Genomic DNA, 18,152 nt, shown 5'->3' with positions numbered 1-18,152 from the left:
GAGATGACCCTGGTCCAAGTTTGCATAGTCAGCTTTGCAAATCGCTCGCAATAGGCCGCGTTCTGTCTCATCGCTGCGCCTGGGAAGGTCCGCTTCCTGACATCGGCGGCGGCAGCCTCGAGCCGTGGGCGAAGTTGCTGATCATGGGGCGGCCCTATCGCTCGTACATTGGCTCGTTCGCGCCGACGGGCGGTTGGTGCGCCTCATCGCTCAATCAGCGGAAACCGCCCTGGCGCGGTGGGAATGGAGAATGAGAACGTCGCCCCGCCCTCGGGATTGGGCGCGGCCCATAAGCGTCCGCCGTGGCTTTCGATGATCGAGCGGCTGACCGAAAGCCCAATGCCCATGCCGCTCTCCTTGGTCGTGTAGAACGGTTGAAACACCGCTTCGGCGTCCTGGGTCCCGATGCCTGCGCCGACATCGTGGACGCTCAGGATGATCGACTCTTCGCCGTCGCGCGCCGTCCGGATGGTAACGAGGCGCCGACGGCCCCGAACCTCCGACATGGCGTCGGCCGCGTTGGTCAGGAGGTTCACGAGCACCTGTTGCACCTGGACCCGATCGCCGGTGATCCGGGGCAGGTCCTCGGCGAAATCGGTTTGGATCACCACGGAACCGCGCTGCAGGTCTCCGGCCAGGAGGGCCACGACCTCCGCGGCGGCCTCGTTGAGATCGACATTGTCGCCGCGCCCGGTCTCCTTGGCGTAGAGCTTGCGAAGGCGCAGCACGATCTCGCTCGCGCGACTACCGTCGCGGATGGTGCGCCTGGCCGTCTGGAGGGCGCCGTCGATGTCGGGCGGATCGGCCCCGAGCATCCGCAGGCAGGTGTTGGCGTTGGTCATGATGCCCGACAGCGGCTGATTGATCTCGTGGGCGATCGACGCGGTCAGCGCCCCAAAGCTCAGCACGCGCGTCACGTGCTCCAGGTCGGCGCGGACCTTGCGCAACCCGTCTTCGGCGAGCTTGCGCTGGGTCACATCCTGAACCGCGCCCAGACATTCGGACCGGCCATCCGCGTGGCGAAATATGCGTCCGAAGACCCGCACATACTTGATCCGGCCGTCCGGCATCTTCAGCCGTATCTCGTATTCGGGCTTGTCCAGTCCCGAGCGGACGTCCGCCATATTATCCGCGAGAAAGGCCTGATCCTCGTCATGGACCCGCTCGACAATGTGCTCGAAGGTCACCTCGCCTTGGGGGGCGAATTCGAAGATGCGTCTGAGTTCGTTGGAGAAGGCCAGTTCATCGGTGTCCAACCGCCAGGAGAAGCTGCCGGTGGAACTGATGCGCTGGCCCTCGGAGAGGAAGGTCTCGCTTCGCTTCAACGCCGCTTCGGCTTGCTTGCGGTCCTCGATATCGGTGTTGACGCCATACCATTTGGCGATGGCGCCGGTCTCGTCGCGCAGCGGATCGACGCGGAACAGAAACCATCTGTATTCGCCATCGTGGCGTCTGATCCGCGCTTCGATTTCGCCGCCGATCTGGCGTGATCGGAAGTCGGACCAAACCTTCGTGAGCGCGGGCAGATCATCGGGGTGGATGAAGTCGATCCACCGCCAGTCCCGCAATTGCTCAAGCGATTGCCCGACGTAGTCGAGATAGTGCTGGTTCAGGAAGTCGGCCGCGCCGTCGTCGCGCGCGGACCAGGCCAGAGCTGGAATGGTGTCGATGGTGAGCCTGAGATTGCGTTCGCTGGCCTCGATCGCGCGTTCGGCCTGTTTGCGGTCTTCCACGTCAATCAGCAGGCTGTACCAGCGGACAAGACGCCCGTCGGCGTCCCGATGCGGTCGGCCAATGACCTGGAACCAGCGATACGCTCCGTCGAAGCGCCTGGCCCGAGACTCATACTCGTAGCCCTCGCCCGTGATCATGGCGTTTCTGAAGACAGCGATGGCATGGCCGATGTCGTCCGGATGGGCGGGACCTTTGGTCGCCCAGGCCTCGGCGCTGTCTTGGTCAATATCCAGATAATCGTAGAACCTTGCGTTGCCGCCCTCGAAGCGGCCGTCGGCCGTGAACGTGCAGACCAGGCCCGGAAGGCTGTTGAGGGTCAGCCGCAGGTCGATTTCGCTCGCGCGCAGCGCCTCTTCGGCGCGCTTTCGATCGTCGATGTCGGTCAGCAGGCCATACCAGCGGGCGATTGTTCCGTCGGCGTCACGGAGCGGATGGCCGCGGACCTGGAACCAGCGAAACGCCCCATCGAAGCGCCTGAAGCGGGTTTCGAAATCATACGGCGCGCCGGATTCCAACGACGCGGTGAAGCTCCCGATCGTCTGCTGAAGATCGTCAGGGTGCGTCGTCCCGTTGGTCGCCCAACGGCCGACTTCCTCCAGTGGCTGCCTGAAATAGTCGAGAAGCTGCTGATTGCCGCCTATGAGTTCGCCTTGCGGGGAGAAGACGCAGATCATGCCCGCGACGCTTTGAACAATCAGCCGAAGCTCGCGCTCGCTCTCCCGCAGCGCGTCTTCAGTCCTTTCGCCCACGCTCTCGAAGAGCAAGTTGAGCGGGCGCGCGGGACCAAGAGCGGAGGGGGCGAGCCTCATTGGCGCGGCATTGTCTTCCATAACGTCTCGCGCCTTGAGAGAGGCGGCTTGGCGACCGAAATGGCGTCGGCGTATCCCAAGCGACCAGAAAACGTCCTCCGCGCAATCTCCATCACCCGTTGGGCTTTGCAAGGGCTTCACGGCGCCGTTGATGATCTTGTCTGGTCCGGGCGCTGTACGTTCCGACGTCGACCGGGCGGCGTTCGATCGTCGGCGGGGCGGGCGGAAAGCCGGCTGCCGTTGAGCGAGCGGCTCTTTGGGCGAGAATGGATTGTCGCCGCAAGCCGGTCTATCACTACGCCAGCTGCGAAATCCCGCTTGTCACGGAAGATCGAATGGATCGTATCGAGGCGATGCGGGTCTTTGTCGCCGCGCTCGACGAGGGCAGCCTGGTCGGTGCAGGGCGTCGCCTGGGACGATCGCCGGCCGCCGTCAGCAGGGCGATCGCGTTCCTTGAACGCCACGTCGGCGCAGAGCTCCTGCACCGGACGACACGGTCGCTCAGGCTCAGCGAAGCCGGAGAGCGCTATGCCGCCGCTTGCCGACGCATTCTGGTGGACCTCGAGGAAGCCGATCTCAGTGCGATGGGGGAACGGTCCGCGCCGAGGGGGACGCTCACCGTCACCGCTCCGCCGATCAGCGGCGAGGAGATCCTGCGTCCGGTCATCGACGCCTATCTGGAGGCCTATCCGGCCGTTTCGGTGAATCTGCTTCTTCTGGACCGCCATGCCAACCTGGTCGAAGAGGGGGTCGATGTCGCGCTGCGGGTTGGCGAGCTTCCGGACTCCTCCATGGTCGCGACGCGGGTGGGCGGCGGCGTCAAGCGGGTCGTGGTCGCCTCGCCGCGCTACCTGGCCGAACATCCGCGCGTCGTCGAACCGGCCGACCTGGCGCGGCACCAGATCGTCACCACCACGCATTTTGGCCATGACACCTGGGTCTTTCCGTCGGCGTTGGCGGGCGGCGTCTCGCGGTCGGTGCACTTCAAGCCGCGGCTCGTGGTCAACAGCGTGCGCGCGGCGCTGGCCTCGGCGGTCGCCGGCCTGGGGGTGACGCGGCTCTACACCTATCACGTCGCCGAACACGTGCTGGAGGGCTCGCTCAGGATCCTGTTGCGCGACGCCGAGCCCCCACCGCTGCCGGTTCACCTGGTCACGCCCCAGGGGCGAAGCTCGACGCCAAAGGTTCGCGCGTTCCTGGACTTCGCCGCGCCCCGACTACGGGCCGAGTTCGCGCGGTTGTCGGCGGACGCCGACGATCTGGACGCCGACTAGCCGTATTGTGCCGCGCGGCGGAAGAGTGCCTTCCCAAAGCCGAGCATTCAGTCGCCGCAAGCTCGCTCTCACATTGACGCTCATGGCCCAAGAGGCCGCCCAGCCGCGATCTCCGCACTGGGAACGTCATTGAGGCAAGTCATGAGCAACGAACAGAAGGTCGCCATCGTCACCGGCGCGTCGCAAGGAATCGGCGCGGCTCTGGTGAAGGCCTATCGTGAACGCGACTACCGCGTGGTGGCCACGTCACGCTCGATCACGCAGGGCGCCGATCCGGACATCCTGGCCGTGGCCGGCGACATCGGCGACCCGGCCACCGCCGAGCGGGTCGTGACCGAGGCCATCGCCCGCTTCGGGCGGGTCGACACGCTGATCAACAATGCGGGGATCTTCACGGCCAAGCCGTTCACGACCTTCACGACCGAGGATTTCGAGGCCAATCTCACCACCAACCTGGTGGGCTTCTTCCACATCACCCAGCGGGCGGCCGCCGAGATGCTGAAGCAGGGCTCGGGCCACATCGTCAGCATCACCACCAGCTTGACCGACCACGCCAACGCCGACGTGCCATCGGTGCTGGCCAGCCTGACCAAGGGCGGGATCAATGCGGCGACCAAGTCGCTGGCCATCGAATTCGCCGGCAAGGGCGTGCGGGTCAACGCTGTCTCGCCGGGCGTCATCAAGACCCCGATGCACGCGGCGGAAACCCACGCCTTCCTGGCGGCCCTGCATCCGGTCGGCCGCATGGGCGACATCCGCGATATCGTCGAGGCCGTGCTCTATCTGGAAACCGCCGGCTTCGTGACGGGCGAGATCCTGCACGTCGACGGCGGCCAGAGCGCCGGCCACTAGGAGCGCCCGTCATGCCCATCGTCAACATTCAGGTCACCCGCGAAGGCACGGCTCCTGGCCGCGACCGCGTCACGGCGGAGGAAAAGGCCGCTCTGATCGCCGGTGTCAGCCAGCTGCTGCTCGACGTGCTCCACAAGCCGCTCGAGTCGACCTTCGTGGTCATCGACGAGGTCGAGACCGACAACTGGGGCTGGGGCGGCTTGCCCGCCTTGGAGTATCGCAAGCGGCGCGCCGCCGGAAAGACCTGACCACGGACCGCTTCGCCGCGGCCCGGCGGGCCGCGGCATGTCCCCCCAATCTCAAAAAGGATCGCGCAATGACCGCGCCAAACGAAACCACGCTTGCCTTGCAAGTGGTGTCCGACGTCATCTGTCCCTGGTGCTTCATCGGCAAGCGCGCGCTGGACAAGGCCCTGGAGATTCTCTCCGCGCGCGGCGCTAAGATCGAAATCGAGTGGCTGCCCTATCAGCTCAATCCGGACCTGCCAGCCGAGGGCATGGACCGCAAAGTGTTTCGCAGCGCGCGCTTCGGCAGCTGGGCCAACGCCCAGGCGATGGACGCCCGCGCCGTGGAGATTGGCGGAAAGGTCGGCGCAGATTTCCAGTATGAGCGTCAGACCCGCACATCGAACACGCTCGCCGCTCATGCCCTGAGCCGGCTGGCGCGCGTCGAAGGCGGCTCGGCCTTGCAGGCCCGCGTGATGGAGGCCCTGTTCGTGGCCTATTTCACGAACGGCGAGGACGTGGGCGATCCCGCGGTTCTGGCTCGCATCGCGGAGTCCGAGGGCATGGCGGCGGACGCGGTGAGCCGCTCGTGGGCGCTCCGGGACGAGGTGCTGGAGTTGGAGGATAAGGCCAAGGCTTCAGGTCTGAACGGGGTCCCCAGCTACCTGATCGATGGCGAGCTGCTGTTCAGCGGTTCGCAGAGCGTTGAGGGATACGTCCAGGCGCTGACCGCCGCCAGCCGCGTGCTCTGATCTGTTCCTAGAAAGGGAACATCCGTCATCCCAAGGTCGGCGCGTTGGTGAACCCTTCAACAGCGCGCCGTATCCTGGTCGAACGGACTTGGAACGCCGTGTTGAGCGGGCCGCCTGCCAACGGCGCGGCGGTCCACGCGGTCGTCCTCGTAGGATGTCGCAACCGCGTCAGAACCGTCCAGAGACCGTAAGGCCATAGGTCGCCGGTTGCCCCACGAAGCGCGAAACCACGTTGGCGTTGAGGAACACGTTGGTCCAGTAGTAGGTGTTGGCGACATTGCGGCCCCAGAGCCATAGCCTACGGCGGCCATCGGCGCTTTCCACGCCGGCGCGCAGATCGAGCAGGGTGAAGTCGGCCAGACGCAACTGCTCCGGCGCGCCCACGCCGGCATAGGTCCGGCTGTTGCGGGTCAGGGTTCCGCCAGCGAAGCCCTGGAGCCGTTGGGTGAGAGGAAAGACATAGTCGAGGTTGGTCACCGACTGCCACTTTGGCGAAAACGGAAACGGGGTTCCGGCCTGGTCCCCGAAACCGGCGACGCCGTCAAAGCCCGTGAAGCGATCGATTTCGGTGTGTACGTAGGTCACGGCGGTGTCGATCGTCAGGCCCGTCACCGGCCTGGCCACCAGTTGCGCTTCGGCCCCGACGACGTGCGACTTCGGAATCGACACTAACCCCTCCAACGGGCCGAAGACCGGGTCCAGGTATGAGCTGCGCAACTGCTTGTCCTGGTAGTCATAGTAGAAGGCCGACAGGTTCAGTTGCGCGCGCCGCTCGAACAGTCCCGCCTTCACCCCGGTCTCGTAGGCGACGAGCGACTCCTGGCTGATGGGCGCGTATTGGGTGGCCATCGCGCTCACCATCACGGGGACGGCTCCGGCCTTGTAGCCTTTGGAGATATTGGCGTAGGCGAGCAGTCCCGGCCTGACCGTCCAGTCGAGGCCGACGCGCCAAGACGTGCTGTTTTGGTTCAGCGTGCTGTGAACGTTGTCGACAGGCCGCAGTCCGTTGGCGGGATCGAGCACCGAACAATCGCCGACACGTGTGAGCGGCTCGACGCCGCCGCGAAACAGGTTCCAGAACCGTGCGAAGTGGTCCGAGATGACCAAGACGCAACTGTCGAAGACGCGCCGATCGACGTTGTAGCGGATCGCGCCCTCGGCCGTGAGTTGCTCCGAGAGTCGGTATTCCGCCTTCGCGAAGGCGGCGTAGGTGTTGACCCGAACGCGGTTCGTCAAACGGTTGGCGTCGGCGTAGGCCTGCGGGTCTATGGCTTCGTAGGCGCGCGCCAGGTCGACGTCCCGGAAGAGTTCGACCGGCTGGTCCTTGATGGCGTCGTGCGCATAGTTGACGCCGACGAGCCAGTCGGACCGACCGCGTTGGCCGGCCATGCGAAACTCCTGGAAGAAGGACGAGACCTCGCCGTCCCGATCGATCACCTCGTTGGTGTTGAACGGCGTGCCGTTGGGGTCCTGTCCGTAGGCAAGGTCGAGATGGGCGTAGGATGTCAGCGAGGTCAGCGTCGTGGCTTTGCCGACGTGGTAGTCCGTCCGCCAGCGCGTCTGCAGCAGATTGGTGTCGCTGGCGTACGGGAAAGGTTCGCCGGTGTCGGCCCGGGTCGTGCTCCAGTCCGCGGCGCGTGGGGTGGTCACGACGGGAAAGGCCAGGAGACCCGGCGCGGTGAGCGCCGGGAGCTGCGGGTGCGCGGCGAGGAATTGGCCGGCCAGGCTCTCGGACCCGTCATGGGTGACGGTCAGCGTCAGGCGGCTGGTAAGCCGGGTGTCTGGGCGCCACTCCAGCGAGGCGCGGCCCTGAAGTTCGCTGATGCGTCCCAGTCTGTCGCCCGGTCGCGTGACGCTTTTCTGCCAGCCGTCGCCCCAACGGCCCTGGACGGCGAGACGCCCGGACAGATCATCGGTGATCGGGCCGGAGACGAAGCCGCCGAGCAGGACGCGGTCGAAGCGCCCGTAGCTGACGTCCACGCCGGTCGCGGTCGTCAAGGTTGGCGGCGCGGCGATATAGTTCACCGCCCCGCCCGTGGCGTTCTGCCCAAACAGCGTGCCCTGAGGGCCCTTCAGCACCTCCACCCGCGCCAGGTCGAACGCGACCAGTTTGGTCATGGCCGGGTAGGGCAGGGGCGCTTCGTCGAGATAGACCGTGACCGCCGGCGGGGTCGCCAGGTCGCTATTGAAGAAGCCGACGCCGCGCAGGGTGAAGGACGTCGAGGCGAAGCTGCTCTGTTGGAGGGTCAGGCCAGGAACCAGGCGAGGCAGATCCGCCAGCGAGTCAATGCCGCGGGCGCGCAGCGTCAGGTCCGTCGCGGCCGTGATCGCCATGCCGACAGCGTCCACAGCCTGTTCCCGCTTCTGGGCGGTGACCACGACCTCCTGCACTGGCGTGTTCGCGGCCTCGTCGGCCAGAGCGCCGCCGCCGCTCCAGGACGCCAGAGCCGCGCCCGCGCCAATCCAAGCCGTAAGGTGTCTGGGCATGCCGCGGTCTCCCCCAAGAGGCCGACGAGTATCTGTCCCCGCCGCGGGGGCCGCCAATAGGACGAAGGTATCGGCGATACCTTGGTTGGATGGACGGTGCGGCGACCCTGGCCTTTCTTGACGGGTGCGGGACGACTTCCCCCTGCGGGTTGTCGCCCGCGCGTCGACCCCCATATCCGGCCGCCGTCGTTCAGAGGTTACCCATGGTCTTGGCTGAGGCGTTGTCCCGCTATCCCCGCACGCGGCTCACGGAGGGCCCCACGCCGCTCCAGCGGCTGAGGCGCGTTGAGGCCGCGCTCGGGTCGGCGCTGAACGGTGTTCAGTTGTACGGGAAGCGCGACGACCTGATGGGCCTTGGCGGCGGCGGCTCCAAGCTCCGCAAGCTGGAGATGCTCCTGGGAGACGCCGCCGCCAAGGGCGCGGATGTGATCGTCGCCACCGGAGGCCGACAGTCGAACTCCTTGCGGCTGACGGCGGCGGCCTGCGCTCGCGAAGGTCTGGCCTGCGAACTGGTTCTGGCGCCGGCGGCTCCCGACGCCGACGGCGATTTTCGTGAAAATGGCAATGCCCTGCTGGATCCGCTGTTTGGCGCGACCGTTCACCAGGTCCCCGCCGGCATGGGCGCGGCGGAGTTCGCACGGACGCGGATCGACGCTTTGAGCGCGCAGGGACGCACGCCCTATTTGACGCCGGCGGGAGCCTCCAGTTCGCTGAGCGCCTTGGGTTACGCCCGGTGCGCCCTGGAGTTGGACGCCCAACTGGCCGAGCTTGGGCTCGATGAGCCGGTCATCGTCACGGCCAACGGCAGCTTTGGAACCCAGGCCGGCCTCCTCGCCGGGTTCCGGATTCTGGATCGTCCGCAACGCATTCACGGGTTCACCATCCTGGCGGCGGCTGACGATTGCCGCCAAGGCACCCAGGCGATGGCGAACGACGCCTTGGCCCTCCTGGATTCGCCCACGCGCCTTGGCCCGGACGAGGTCCAGATCTTCGAGGAACAGCGCGGCGAGGGCTATGGCCGGGTGACGGCCGAGGCGCTTGCCGCGATCCGCCTCATGGCCAGCCACGAGGGGCTGCTGCTCGACCCGGTGTATTCGGGCAAGGCCTTCGCGGGGGTGCTGGATCATGCGCGGACCGGCCGCTATCGGCCCGGCGCCGCGGTGGTCTTCCTGATGACCGGCGGTTCGCCGGCCCTGTTCGCCTATCGGCAAGCCTTGGCCCCCCAGCCGGTCTGATCGTCAGGGGGAGGGCCGACACCGGCCGGCCCTCCTCGATGTCAGGCTCGGTGGTGTCCGATCACGTCGAGGGAAATGTCGCTGACATCGATCGACACCATCAACGGCTCGCGCCGCACGGTGAGATCCTCATTGCGCTGGTAGGCCCGCCGCCGTGTCGGGAACCACAGGCCCTGGGCCTGGACAAAATCAGAGACCAGATGCGCGCTGGCGAAGCCGCCCGCGACATCGATCCGGTAGTCGTGCCGCCGCAACCGGCCGTCCGGGCCGAAGTAGAAATCCTGCTCCCGGCTGTGGGTGGCGATCCGGTCCGGGAAGGACGCCCGGAGGCCCCGCCAGGTTTCGCCGCCCTCCCGGATCGACGGGAGGTCCGAGATTTCGAAACCCGGCTCGGCGAGCACGAAGGGCGTGGTGAGATAGGTCCACAGCGCATAGCCGTTGAAATAGGCGCGATGCAGCGGATCCCAGGGCGTGGTCATGGTGTGGCCGGCGAACGCCGCCCTGGGGTCCAGGCGCTCGGCCACGATCGCGTCCTTGCCGTCCAGGATCGCGATGCGTTCGGGGGTGAACTCGGTCCGCCAGTCGGGATCGCCGAACGGCTCCAGCGAACTCCATTCCCGCGCCTGCTCCACCTCGATCCGGCGAGGCAAGTCGTCCTGGACCAGACCCTTCCAGGCCCAGAATTCGCCGCCCGTGACGATGGTCGCCGCCAGGGTCGAAAATTCCCGCCAACGCTTGAGGCCGCCATGGGCGTCCAGGGCCTCGGACAGCAGCGCGTTCATCGGGCTGCCCGCCGCCGCGACGGGTTCGATCGCCGATCGGGTCATCTCGGATCCTTCCAACATCGTGGGTCGGAAACAGGCCGACCCGCGTTTGGACAATTGCGGGTTCACAAGCCCGAAGACCATTGGACCTAGGTATCGCCGAGACCTTGGTGTCGAAGGCCGACCGCCCAGTCATACCAAGGTCTCGGCGATACCTAGGTCCAATGGAGGTGACGCGCCATTCGGCGCCTGATGCGGCGCAGCGTGGCCCGACCTGTGCCACGTGTCCCGATTTTCAGCCCGCGCCGCGACAGCGGGGGCGTCTCGACGAAGGAAGACCCGCGATGAAGATTCTCATGGTTCTCACGTCCCACGACATCCTCGGCTCCACCGGGCGGAAGACCGGCTTCTGGCTGGAGGAATTCGCCGCCCCCTATTACGTCTTCACCGACGCCGGCGCCGAGGTTACGCTCGCCTCGCCCAAGGGCGGGCAGCCGCCGATCGATCCCAAGAGCGACGATCCGGCGAACCAGACCGACGCGATGACCCGCTTCAAGAACGATCCGGCGGCCCAGAAGGTGCTGGCCAACACCGTGAAGCTGGACGAGGTGTCGGCCGACGATTTCGACACCGTCTTCTATCCCGGCGGCCACGGTCCGATGTGGGACCTGGTCGATAATCCCACCTCCATCGCCCTGATCGAGGCCTTCTATAACGCTGGCAAGCCGGTGGCGGCCGTCTGTCACGCCCCGGCCGTGCTTCACAAGGTCACCTACGAGGGCCAGCCGCTGGTCAAGGGCAAGCGGGTGACCGGCTTCACCAACACCGAGGAGGAGGCGGTGCAGTTGACCCACGTTGTTCCCTTTCTCGTCGAGGACGAGCTGAGGCGTCTGGGCGGTGTCTACGAGAAGACCGACGATTGGCTGCCCTTCGCCGTGGTCGACGGGCGCCTGGTCACCGGCCAGAACCCCGCGTCGTCGACCGTCGGCGCTCAGGAACTCCTGCGCCTTCTGAAGGCCTAAACCGAAGGCATGTTGCAGGCGCAGGCCCGACCGGGTCTGCGCCATCTTGCTGCTCACCCTGATCAGGGCCGTAAGCGCGCCGGCCCCTTCGATGTTGGAAGGCGCCGGACCGCGATCCATCGAACTCTGGAGGCGGACATCAGGTCGCGCCGGCGAGCCAGCGGGTGAGGTCGTGGGAGTCCAGGGTTCGCGGCGCGAGGCGCGCGGACTGGCCGGCCCAGGCGTTGACGAAGTCACGGCTCTCGCCGCCGCGACGCAGCGGGGCGATCGCGCCGCCCGCCGTGGGAAACGGCGGCACTTGCGAGCCCAGCGGTCCCATCTCCAGCATCAGGCGGTTGACGACGGCGCGCGCGGGGCGACCGGTGAAGACGTCGGTCAGCATGGTGTTGTCGTCACGCGCGTCTTCCAGGCCGGCGCGATGGGCGGCGGGGACCTGCGCCTCCGGGGTGAACAGATAGGCGGTGCCGACCTGGACGCCGCAGGCTCCGAGCGCCAGGGCCGCGGCCACCCCGCGGGGGTCGGCGATCCCGCCGGCCGCGATCACCGGAACCGTCACCGCGTCGACGACCTGCGGGAGGAGCGCGAACAGGCCCGGCTGCGCCGCCATGTCGAGGCCATGAACAAGGTGGTCGGCGAATTGCGGGAGGAACGTGGCGCGATGTCCGCCCGCCTCGGCGCCCATGGCGATGATCGCGTCCGCGCCGTGGGCCTCCAGCCACTGGGCCTCGGCGACGGTCGTGGCCGAGGAGAGGATCTTGCAGCCGGCGGCCTTCACGCGCGCGACGAGGTGGTCGTCGGGCAGGCCGAAGTGGAAGCTGACCACTTCCGGGCGCAGCGCCTCGACCAGCGCGCAGAAGGCGTCGTCGAACGGCGCGCGGCCGGCGTCCGGCGGGGCTTGGGCGGGATCAAGGCCGGCTTCCACATAGTACCGCGCCAGTTTGGCGCGCCAGGCGAGCGCCCCCACGGGATCGGCCGCCGGCGTCGCGTGGCAGAAGAAGTTGAGATTGAGCGGCGCGTCGATGGCGGCGCGGAACGCCTGCGCCGCCGAGCGGGCCTGATCGGGGGTGAAGAGGGCGCAGGCCAGGGCGCCAAGCCCGCCGGCGCGCGCCGCGCCGATCGCCATGGCCGGAGTGGTCGCTCCGGCCATGGGGGCCTGGAGGATCGGCAGGGGGACGCCGAGCAGGTCGGTCAGGCGGGCGTTTGAAAGAGCCGGCATGTTTGTTCCTCCGATCAGGCGGCCAGCCGCTCGGGGTGGATCATCTCGCCCCAAAGCGTCTTGGCTCGCTCGAGATAATCCACCGCGCCCAGCACCTCACGATGGCCGGACGCGACGGCTTGCGGCGAGACCGCGATGGCGTTGACGCGAACGCCTGTTGTCGAGAAGTGCGAGGCCAGAGCCTCGACGGCGGCGCGCTGGGCCTTCGCGCCCAGGGTCTGCCCGATCGTCAGCGGCTCGGGCGGCTGGGGCAGCAGCAGCACGACATGGCCCTGGCGCCGGAGGGCCATGGTCTCGGCGACCGTCTGCGTGAAGTCGAGCCAGTCGTCGGTCGCCGCTCGCAAGGCCGCGCTCAAGGGAAGGGTGGCGGGCGCCGGCAGGGCCACGACCAGGATGTCGGGTTCGCCAAGCACGCGCTTGGTCTCGCCGCTGACCCGCTTGATCTCGCCGGCTTGGACCAGATCCGCATCTAGATGGACCTGGTCGGAATAGCCGCTCGGGCCCAGTCCAATATCGACGGCCAGGACACGGTAGCCCCGTGCGGCCAACCAGTTGGAGACCGCCGAACCCGCCGGCGCGCCGGCGCCGGCGACAAGGGCTTTGGGAGCAGATGATGACATGGCCAGCGCCTTTCAATCGTGTGCTGGAGGGGTGAATGAACGACGACAATGCTGGGTCATGGCGTGTCGCCGGTCTGGGTTCCCGCGGGCGAGCCGCGCGCCTGGCGGTACTCCAGGGCCGGCAGGCCGCCCCAGCCCCAGTTCTCGAGCGCGACCTCCTCGATGACCACGAAGGTCGAGTCGAGCGGCTTGTGCAGCAGGTCGAGCAGCAGCTGGCTGACGCCGGCGATCAGGGCGGCCTTTTCTTCGGCGGTGACGGCGTCGCGCCCAGGCGCGGAGCCCTCTCGCGTGAGCTGGATGGTGACGATGGGCATGGCGCGTTCTCCTCAGTGACCGGCGCTCTGGCCGCCGTCGACGTGCAGAATCTCGCCCGTCACGAAGCCGGCGGTTTCCAGATAGAGCACCGCCCCGACGACGTCGTCGATCTCGCCCATCCGCTTGACCGGGTGCAGCGCCGCCAGGAAGGCGTGGGTTTCCGGCGCGTGCATCGGGGTCTTGATGATGCCCGGCGAGACCGCGTTCACCCGCACGCCCTTGTCGGCATATTCGATGGCCAGCGACTTGGTCGCCGAATTGACGCCGCCCTTGGTCAGGTTGGCCAGCACGGCGGGTACGGTGGCGACGGGGTGATCGGTCAGGCTGGTGGTGATGCTGACGATATGGCCCGAGCCCTGCTTGAGCATCTGGCCGGCGACGCGTTGGGTCATGTGGAAAAAGCCGGCGAGATTGGTGGCCACCTTGGTCGCGAAATCGGCGTCGGTGTAGTCGGTGAACGGCTTGGCGATGAAGACCCCGGCGTTGTTGACCAGGCTGTCGATCCTGCCGAACCGGGCGATCGCCTGCTCCACCACCTGCGCGGCGGTGGCCGGGTCGCCGATGTCGCCGGCCACGGCCAGGATGTCGGGATCGCCGCCCTGCTGGATTGAGCGCGACGTGGCCACCACGCGATAGTTCTGGTCGCGATAGGCCTTCACCAAGGCCGCGCCGATGCCTTGCGACGCGCCGGTGACGACGACGACTTTGCGTTGATCGCTCATGATGGACCTCGATGGTGTTGCCGGCGGCGGGGATCGCGGCCGGAGGTCCTCACGGGACCAGGCGGATGGGGTCAGAGGCGCGTCTGTCGGTGGCCGGAGGTGCGCTGCGACCGCGTGGCCAGGCCGCTGACAAGATCAATCAGAAGGGCCAGGAGGAGCGCAGCGGCCGCCGCCTCGAAGAGCCTGGCGTAGTCGTCGCCCGAAGCGGCGAGAAGGTAGGCCATGAGGTAGGCCGCCAGCGCCTGGGCCGCGGCGAAGGCGGTGGTCGCCAACCGCCAGGCGACCTTCTGGGCGTTGATCCTGGGTCCGGCCAGCTCGTGCACGCGACCCAGGACCAATGGCACGATCCCCGGCGTGGCGGCCCCCATGATCAGGCTCGAGATCAACAGCGCTCCGGGATTCGAGGTGATCGCCGGGGTGAAGGCGGCGAGCGCCTCGAGCAGGAGAACCAGGCGCAGCGCCGCGCGGTATCCCGCGCGATCCGCCAGATGCCCGCTTAGGAGCGGACCCAAGACCGCGCCCAGCCCGAACGCCACCCAATAGAACGCCCCGGCGTCGACGCCCTGGCCCAGGCCATGGGCCACGAAGACGACCAGGAAGACCATGTGGGGCACGAGGCCGACGGCGTTGAGCGCGTACTGTCCGTAGAGCACCCACAGGGCGCCGGAGGACCTGGCCGGATGCGGGTCGCGCGCCCGCGTCTGGGGCGGCGCGATGGGCGAAGGGCGTGGGGTTGGCCATCCGCTCCAGGCGACGGCGGTGAGCAGCGCGCTGGCCACGCCCAGGCCGATCCAGGCCTGGGTCAATCCTTCCCTCAGCAGCAACGGAACAAGCGTTCCGGACGCAGCGATCCCCAACCCTATTCCCATGAAGATGAAGCCGCTGGCCAGGCCGCGGCGGCCCGCCGGCAGGTGGGCCAGGATCGTGGGGGCCGCGAGGATCATGATCACGCCGCCGCCGACGCCGGAGACCAGCCGCCAACCGAAGAACCACAGGAAGCTGGCGGGAAGGGCGCAGGCGAAGAGTGACAGCGTGCTCGCCGCCATCATGATCCTCAAGGCCGTTCTCGCCGATCCGCGCGCCGCCAGGGGCTCGGCCAGCAGGACGCCGACGAGGTAGCCTCCGAGGTTGGCTGCCGCCAGATAGGCGGCCGCCTCGGCGCCGAACCAGCCGGCCGACACGACAGCCGGAAGAAGCGGCGTATAGGCGAACCGCGCCAAACCGATGCCGATCAGGCTGGCGCAGGCGCCCGACAGGATCGCGCGCCAGATGGGCGGCTCCGGCACGGGCTGCAGGGCCGCCGCCGACCGTTCCACGGTCCTATCTCGTGCTCGTTTCAAGGGACGCACCGATCTTGATTTCGGGAGGGGGCAGAGCAGGGGCTTTGGCGATACTTGGCGCCAGCCGTCTCGATTGCTGCGGCCGAACTCGCGGCCGGCGCGCCGAGCGAAACACACAGCGCGCCAAATTGGCGGAGTCGCATAAGTATCTCCTCGGTTAAGCCGGCCGCGTGTGGGACCAGGACCCCATCACACCAAGACCTTCGGCGGCGATCCATTGGACGTAGGTATCGATGACACCAAGGTATCCATCCGGAAGCTTGGATCGGTCAGGGAGCGATATTGTCGAGGAAGGGAATTATCGCCGCGGCGACGTCGTCGACCTTTTCGTCGAGGGCGAAATGGCCGGCGTCGAGCAGGCGTATGTCCGCGTCCGGGAGATCGCGCCGGTAGGCTTGCGCGCCCGCCGCGACGAAGGACGGATCGTACCGTCCCCACAGGACCAACGTGGGGGGACGGTGCTCGCGCAGCCAGGCCTGCCATCGCGGATAGGCCGCGACGTTGGTCCGATAGTCATAGAGCAGGCGGGCCTGGATCTCGCGCGCGCCGGGCCTTTCCAAGGCGGCGTGCTCGTCGGTCCACGTGTCGGGATTGTAGCGCTCGGGGTGCGGACTGCCCGCGATGTGGCGCTGTTGCGCGCCCTCCAGGGACGTGAACGCCTCGACCTGGTCCGGGTGCGCAGCCGGGTCGTCCCAATAGCGGGCGATGCCCGTCCATTTCGCGCCGAGGCCTTCGCGGTAGGCGTTGGCGTTCTGGATCACCAGGGCGCGAACCCGGTCGGGATGGGCCAGCATGATACGAAAGCCGACCGGTCCGCCATAGTCCTGCAGGTAGAGCGCGTAGCGGTCGACGCCGAGCTGTTCGAGAAGGCCATTGGTCGTCTTGGCCAGGTTGTCGAACGTGTAGACGTAGCGTGACGGCGGCGGCGCGTCGCTCTGGCCAAAGCCGGGATAGTCCGGCGCGATCAGATGGTAGCGGCTGGCCAGCAGCGGGATCAGGGTGTCGAACATCCGCGAGGACGAGGGATAGCCGTGCAGCAGCACGATCGTCGGCGCGTCCTTGGGGCCCGCCTCGCGATAGAAGACGCCGACCCCGTCGACCTCGGCCCGATGATAGGTGGTGGTCGCCGAGGTCGAGGGCAGGGTGGCGGGGCCCGCGGCGGTCAGCACGACCGCCGCCGCCAAGGCTTGCGCGATCATGGGACCTTCCCGTCGCGGCCGCTGTTGATCAGCCGCGCCCACTGGGCGAAGGCGGTGATCACGCCAAGAAGGAAGTCGCGGCCTTGCGACGCCGTCACCTGACCATCGTCGTCAAACAGGCTCGCGACTTCCGGGATGTAGGCCTCCGGCTGCTGCATCACCGGCATGTTCAGGAACACCAGGCTCTGGCGGACGTGGTGGTTGGCGCCGAAGCCGCCCAGCTTGTAGGGCGAGGCGCTGATCACGGCGGCGGGAAGACCGTCCCAGCCGCTGGGGTAGTCGGGCCGCGAGCCGACATCGATCGCGTTCTTCAGGGCGCCGGGGACGGAGCGGTTATATTCCGGGGTGACGATCAGCACCGCGTCGGACGCGCCGATCTCGGTGCGGAAGCGGGTCCAGGCCGCCGGCGGAGTGGCGTCCAGATCCTCGTTATAGAGCGGCAGATCGCCGATCTCGACGATCCGACAGTTCAGGGTCTGGGGCGCCAGCGCGATCAGGGCGCGTGCGACCTTGCGGCTGTAGGACGCCTCGCGGAGGCTGCCGACGAGCACGGCGACGTTCAGGGCATTTTCCATGGGAAGGTTCCTGGGAAGGGCAGGGGCGATGACGCCGCGGCGAGCGGCGCCGCATAGGGCTCAGTCTATGCGCAGGCTCTGCTCCATCGCGTAGCACTGGTCCCAGATATAGACGTCGTAGCCCGCGAGCCGGGATTGCCACTTCGGCGTGACGGTGTTCACGCACTGCACGACGACCCGGTCGATGTAGTTGTCGAACACGGCCCAGGCGTTGGTCTTGTCGTCGGTCGCCAGCTCGTCGCCGAGCGTGGTGGTCTTGAGGGCGGTCGCGGCGGCGGCCTTGACGTCGTTCATGAACGCCAGCTGGGTGCGCACGTCGTCGTGGGTGCCCGTGCGGCTGACATGGCCGCCGACGAGGGTCTCGAACGGAACCTTGTCGATGTCGGCGACCTGCTGGAAGTAGCCTGGGACGTCCTGCGCCAGGGCGAAGCGCCGCCAGGGCATCCAGCCGGGGAACACCACGTCGACGACCATCAGGGTCTTCTGTTCCGGCGCCCAGATGAAGATGTTGCCCGGCTCGTGGGCCACGCCGTGATAGCTGAGCTCCAGCGTCTGGCTCCCGACCTTCAACGTGTAGTGGTCCGTGAAGGTCACGGTCGGGACGGGCCGGTTCGGATCCTTGGCGCGGGCCAGCAGTCGGTGCGTTTCGGCCTGAGCGATGATGATCGGGTGACCGCCCAGGTCGTTGACCCCGCCGATGTGGTCGATGTGCGAGTGGCTGTAGACGACGTGGGTGATCGGCTTGTCGGTCACCTCGGCGATGGCCTGGCGGATATGCTTGGAATAGCTGGGGGGCGCGTCCACCACGACGACCCCGGTCTCGTAGACCAGGAACATCGACTGGTAGGCGTTTTCGGTCACCATATAGAGGCCGCGGCCCAGCTGTTGCAGACGGTAGCCCTTGGCCGGATCCAATGCCGGCGCCTGGTCGGCCAGAGGGACGGGCAGATAGTGGTCGGGCCGCTCGCCGATCGCGGCGAGGGCGGGCATGTTCCGATAGGGCGCGCCGGCC

The 18,152-nt window shown here is 67.5% G+C and carries 17 protein-coding genes; 6 read left to right on the top strand and 11 right to left on the bottom strand.

The window, feature by feature from the left end; genetic code table 11:
• Positions 1-203: 203 nt before the first annotated feature.
• Positions 204-2,564: a PAS domain S-box protein gene (locus WAL33_RS02305; protein WP_422178089.1), complete on the bottom strand. Its 2,361-nt coding sequence runs from the start codon at positions 2,562-2,564 to the stop codon at positions 204-206.
• A 314-nt stretch (positions 2,565-2,878) separates the two neighbouring features.
• On the opposite strand from WAL33_RS02305, the gene WAL33_RS02300 reads away from it, so the two are divergent.
• From WAL33_RS02300 to WAL33_RS02285, 4 genes are all read left to right on the top strand, one after another.
• Complete coding sequence (locus tag WAL33_RS02300) at positions 2,879-3,817, top strand: LysR family transcriptional regulator (RefSeq protein WP_422178087.1); 939 nt, start codon at positions 2,879-2,881, stop codon at positions 3,815-3,817.
• Positions 3,818-3,958: 141 nt separating this feature from the next.
• Entirely contained in the window at positions 3,959-4,669 is a 711-nt protein-coding gene (locus tag WAL33_RS02295; protein WP_422178085.1) for an SDR family NAD(P)-dependent oxidoreductase, read from the top strand.
• Positions 4,670-4,680: 11 nt separating this feature from the next.
• Positions 4,681-4,917 carry a tautomerase family protein gene (locus WAL33_RS02290; protein WP_422178083.1) on the top strand — a complete coding sequence of 79 codons (237 nt, stop codon included), beginning with the start codon at positions 4,681-4,683 and terminating at the stop codon, positions 4,915-4,917.
• A gap of 68 nt (positions 4,918-4,985) precedes the next feature.
• Positions 4,986-5,645: a DsbA family oxidoreductase gene (locus tag WAL33_RS02285; RefSeq protein WP_422178081.1), complete on the top strand. Its 660-nt coding sequence runs from the start codon at positions 4,986-4,988 to the stop codon at positions 5,643-5,645.
• Between the two features lie 168 nt (positions 5,646-5,813).
• Here WAL33_RS02285 and WAL33_RS02280 read toward each other — a convergent pair whose 3' ends face one another.
• Entirely contained in the window at positions 5,814-8,132 is a 2,319-nt protein-coding gene (locus WAL33_RS02280) for a TonB-dependent receptor (protein ID WP_422178079.1), read from the bottom strand.
• Between the two features lie 89 nt (positions 8,133-8,221).
• Here WAL33_RS02280 and WAL33_RS02275 point away from each other — a divergent pair, with 89 nt between their 5' ends.
• Positions 8,222-9,367: a D-cysteine desulfhydrase family protein gene (locus WAL33_RS02275; RefSeq protein WP_422178077.1), complete on the top strand. Its 1,146-nt coding sequence runs from the start codon at positions 8,222-8,224 to the stop codon at positions 9,365-9,367.
• 41 nt (positions 9,368-9,408) lie between these two features.
• On the opposite strand, the gene WAL33_RS02270 is transcribed toward WAL33_RS02275, so the two are convergent.
• A complete protein-coding gene (locus tag WAL33_RS02270; protein WP_422178075.1) occupies positions 9,409-10,194 on the bottom strand; it encodes a hypothetical protein in 786 nt (261 codons plus the stop codon).
• 293 nt (positions 10,195-10,487) lie between these two features.
• Here WAL33_RS02270 and WAL33_RS02265 point away from each other — a divergent pair, with 293 nt between their 5' ends.
• Positions 10,488-11,153, top strand: coding sequence for a type 1 glutamine amidotransferase domain-containing protein (locus WAL33_RS02265; RefSeq protein WP_422178073.1), 666 nt, complete (start codon positions 10,488-10,490; stop codon positions 11,151-11,153).
• Between the two features lie 139 nt (positions 11,154-11,292).
• Here WAL33_RS02265 and WAL33_RS02260 read toward each other — a convergent pair whose 3' ends face one another.
• The 8 genes from WAL33_RS02260 to WAL33_RS02225 all read right to left on the bottom strand — a co-directional run.
• Positions 11,293-12,369: an NAD(P)H-dependent flavin oxidoreductase gene (locus tag WAL33_RS02260; RefSeq protein WP_422178071.1), complete on the bottom strand. Its 1,077-nt coding sequence runs from the start codon at positions 12,367-12,369 to the stop codon at positions 11,293-11,295.
• A gap of 14 nt (positions 12,370-12,383) precedes the next feature.
• Positions 12,384-12,989 carry a hypothetical protein gene (locus WAL33_RS02255; RefSeq protein WP_422178069.1) on the bottom strand — a complete coding sequence of 202 codons (606 nt, stop codon included), beginning with the start codon at positions 12,987-12,989 and terminating at the stop codon, positions 12,384-12,386.
• Positions 12,990-13,045: 56 nt separating this feature from the next.
• The gene (locus tag WAL33_RS02250) at positions 13,046-13,303 is read right to left on the bottom strand and encodes a tautomerase family protein (RefSeq protein WP_422178068.1); all 258 of its coding nucleotides are present in this window, start codon (positions 13,301-13,303) and stop codon (positions 13,046-13,048) included.
• A gap of 12 nt (positions 13,304-13,315) precedes the next feature.
• On the bottom strand, positions 13,316-14,026 hold the full coding sequence (locus WAL33_RS02245; protein ID WP_422178066.1) for an SDR family NAD(P)-dependent oxidoreductase: 711 nt from the start codon (positions 14,024-14,026) through the stop codon (positions 13,316-13,318).
• A 71-nt stretch (positions 14,027-14,097) separates the two neighbouring features.
• Positions 14,098-15,342: a YbfB/YjiJ family MFS transporter gene (locus WAL33_RS02240; protein ID WP_422178064.1), complete on the bottom strand. Its 1,245-nt coding sequence runs from the start codon at positions 15,340-15,342 to the stop codon at positions 14,098-14,100.
• Between the two features lie 293 nt (positions 15,343-15,635).
• A complete protein-coding gene (locus WAL33_RS02235) occupies positions 15,636-16,565 on the bottom strand; it encodes an alpha/beta fold hydrolase (RefSeq protein ID WP_422178062.1) in 930 nt (309 codons plus the stop codon).
• The gene (locus WAL33_RS02230) at positions 16,562-17,140 is read right to left on the bottom strand and encodes an NADPH-dependent FMN reductase (protein WP_422178060.1); all 579 of its coding nucleotides are present in this window, start codon (positions 17,138-17,140) and stop codon (positions 16,562-16,564) included. The genes WAL33_RS02235 and WAL33_RS02230 overlap by 4 nt, the downstream gene beginning before the upstream one ends.
• A gap of 60 nt (positions 17,141-17,200) precedes the next feature.
• Positions 17,201-18,152, bottom strand: a 952-nt coding sequence (locus WAL33_RS02225; protein WP_422178058.1) for an MBL fold metallo-hydrolase, incomplete at its 5' end; no start/stop codon positions are given.

The sequence above is a fragment of the Caulobacter sp. genome, from assembly GCF_049283275.1.
GTDB lineage: Bacteria > Pseudomonadota > Alphaproteobacteria > Caulobacterales > Caulobacteraceae > Caulobacter.
The sequence above is the reverse complement of the archived record's forward strand: the minus strand, read 5'-3'. Positions and strand labels throughout refer to the sequence as shown.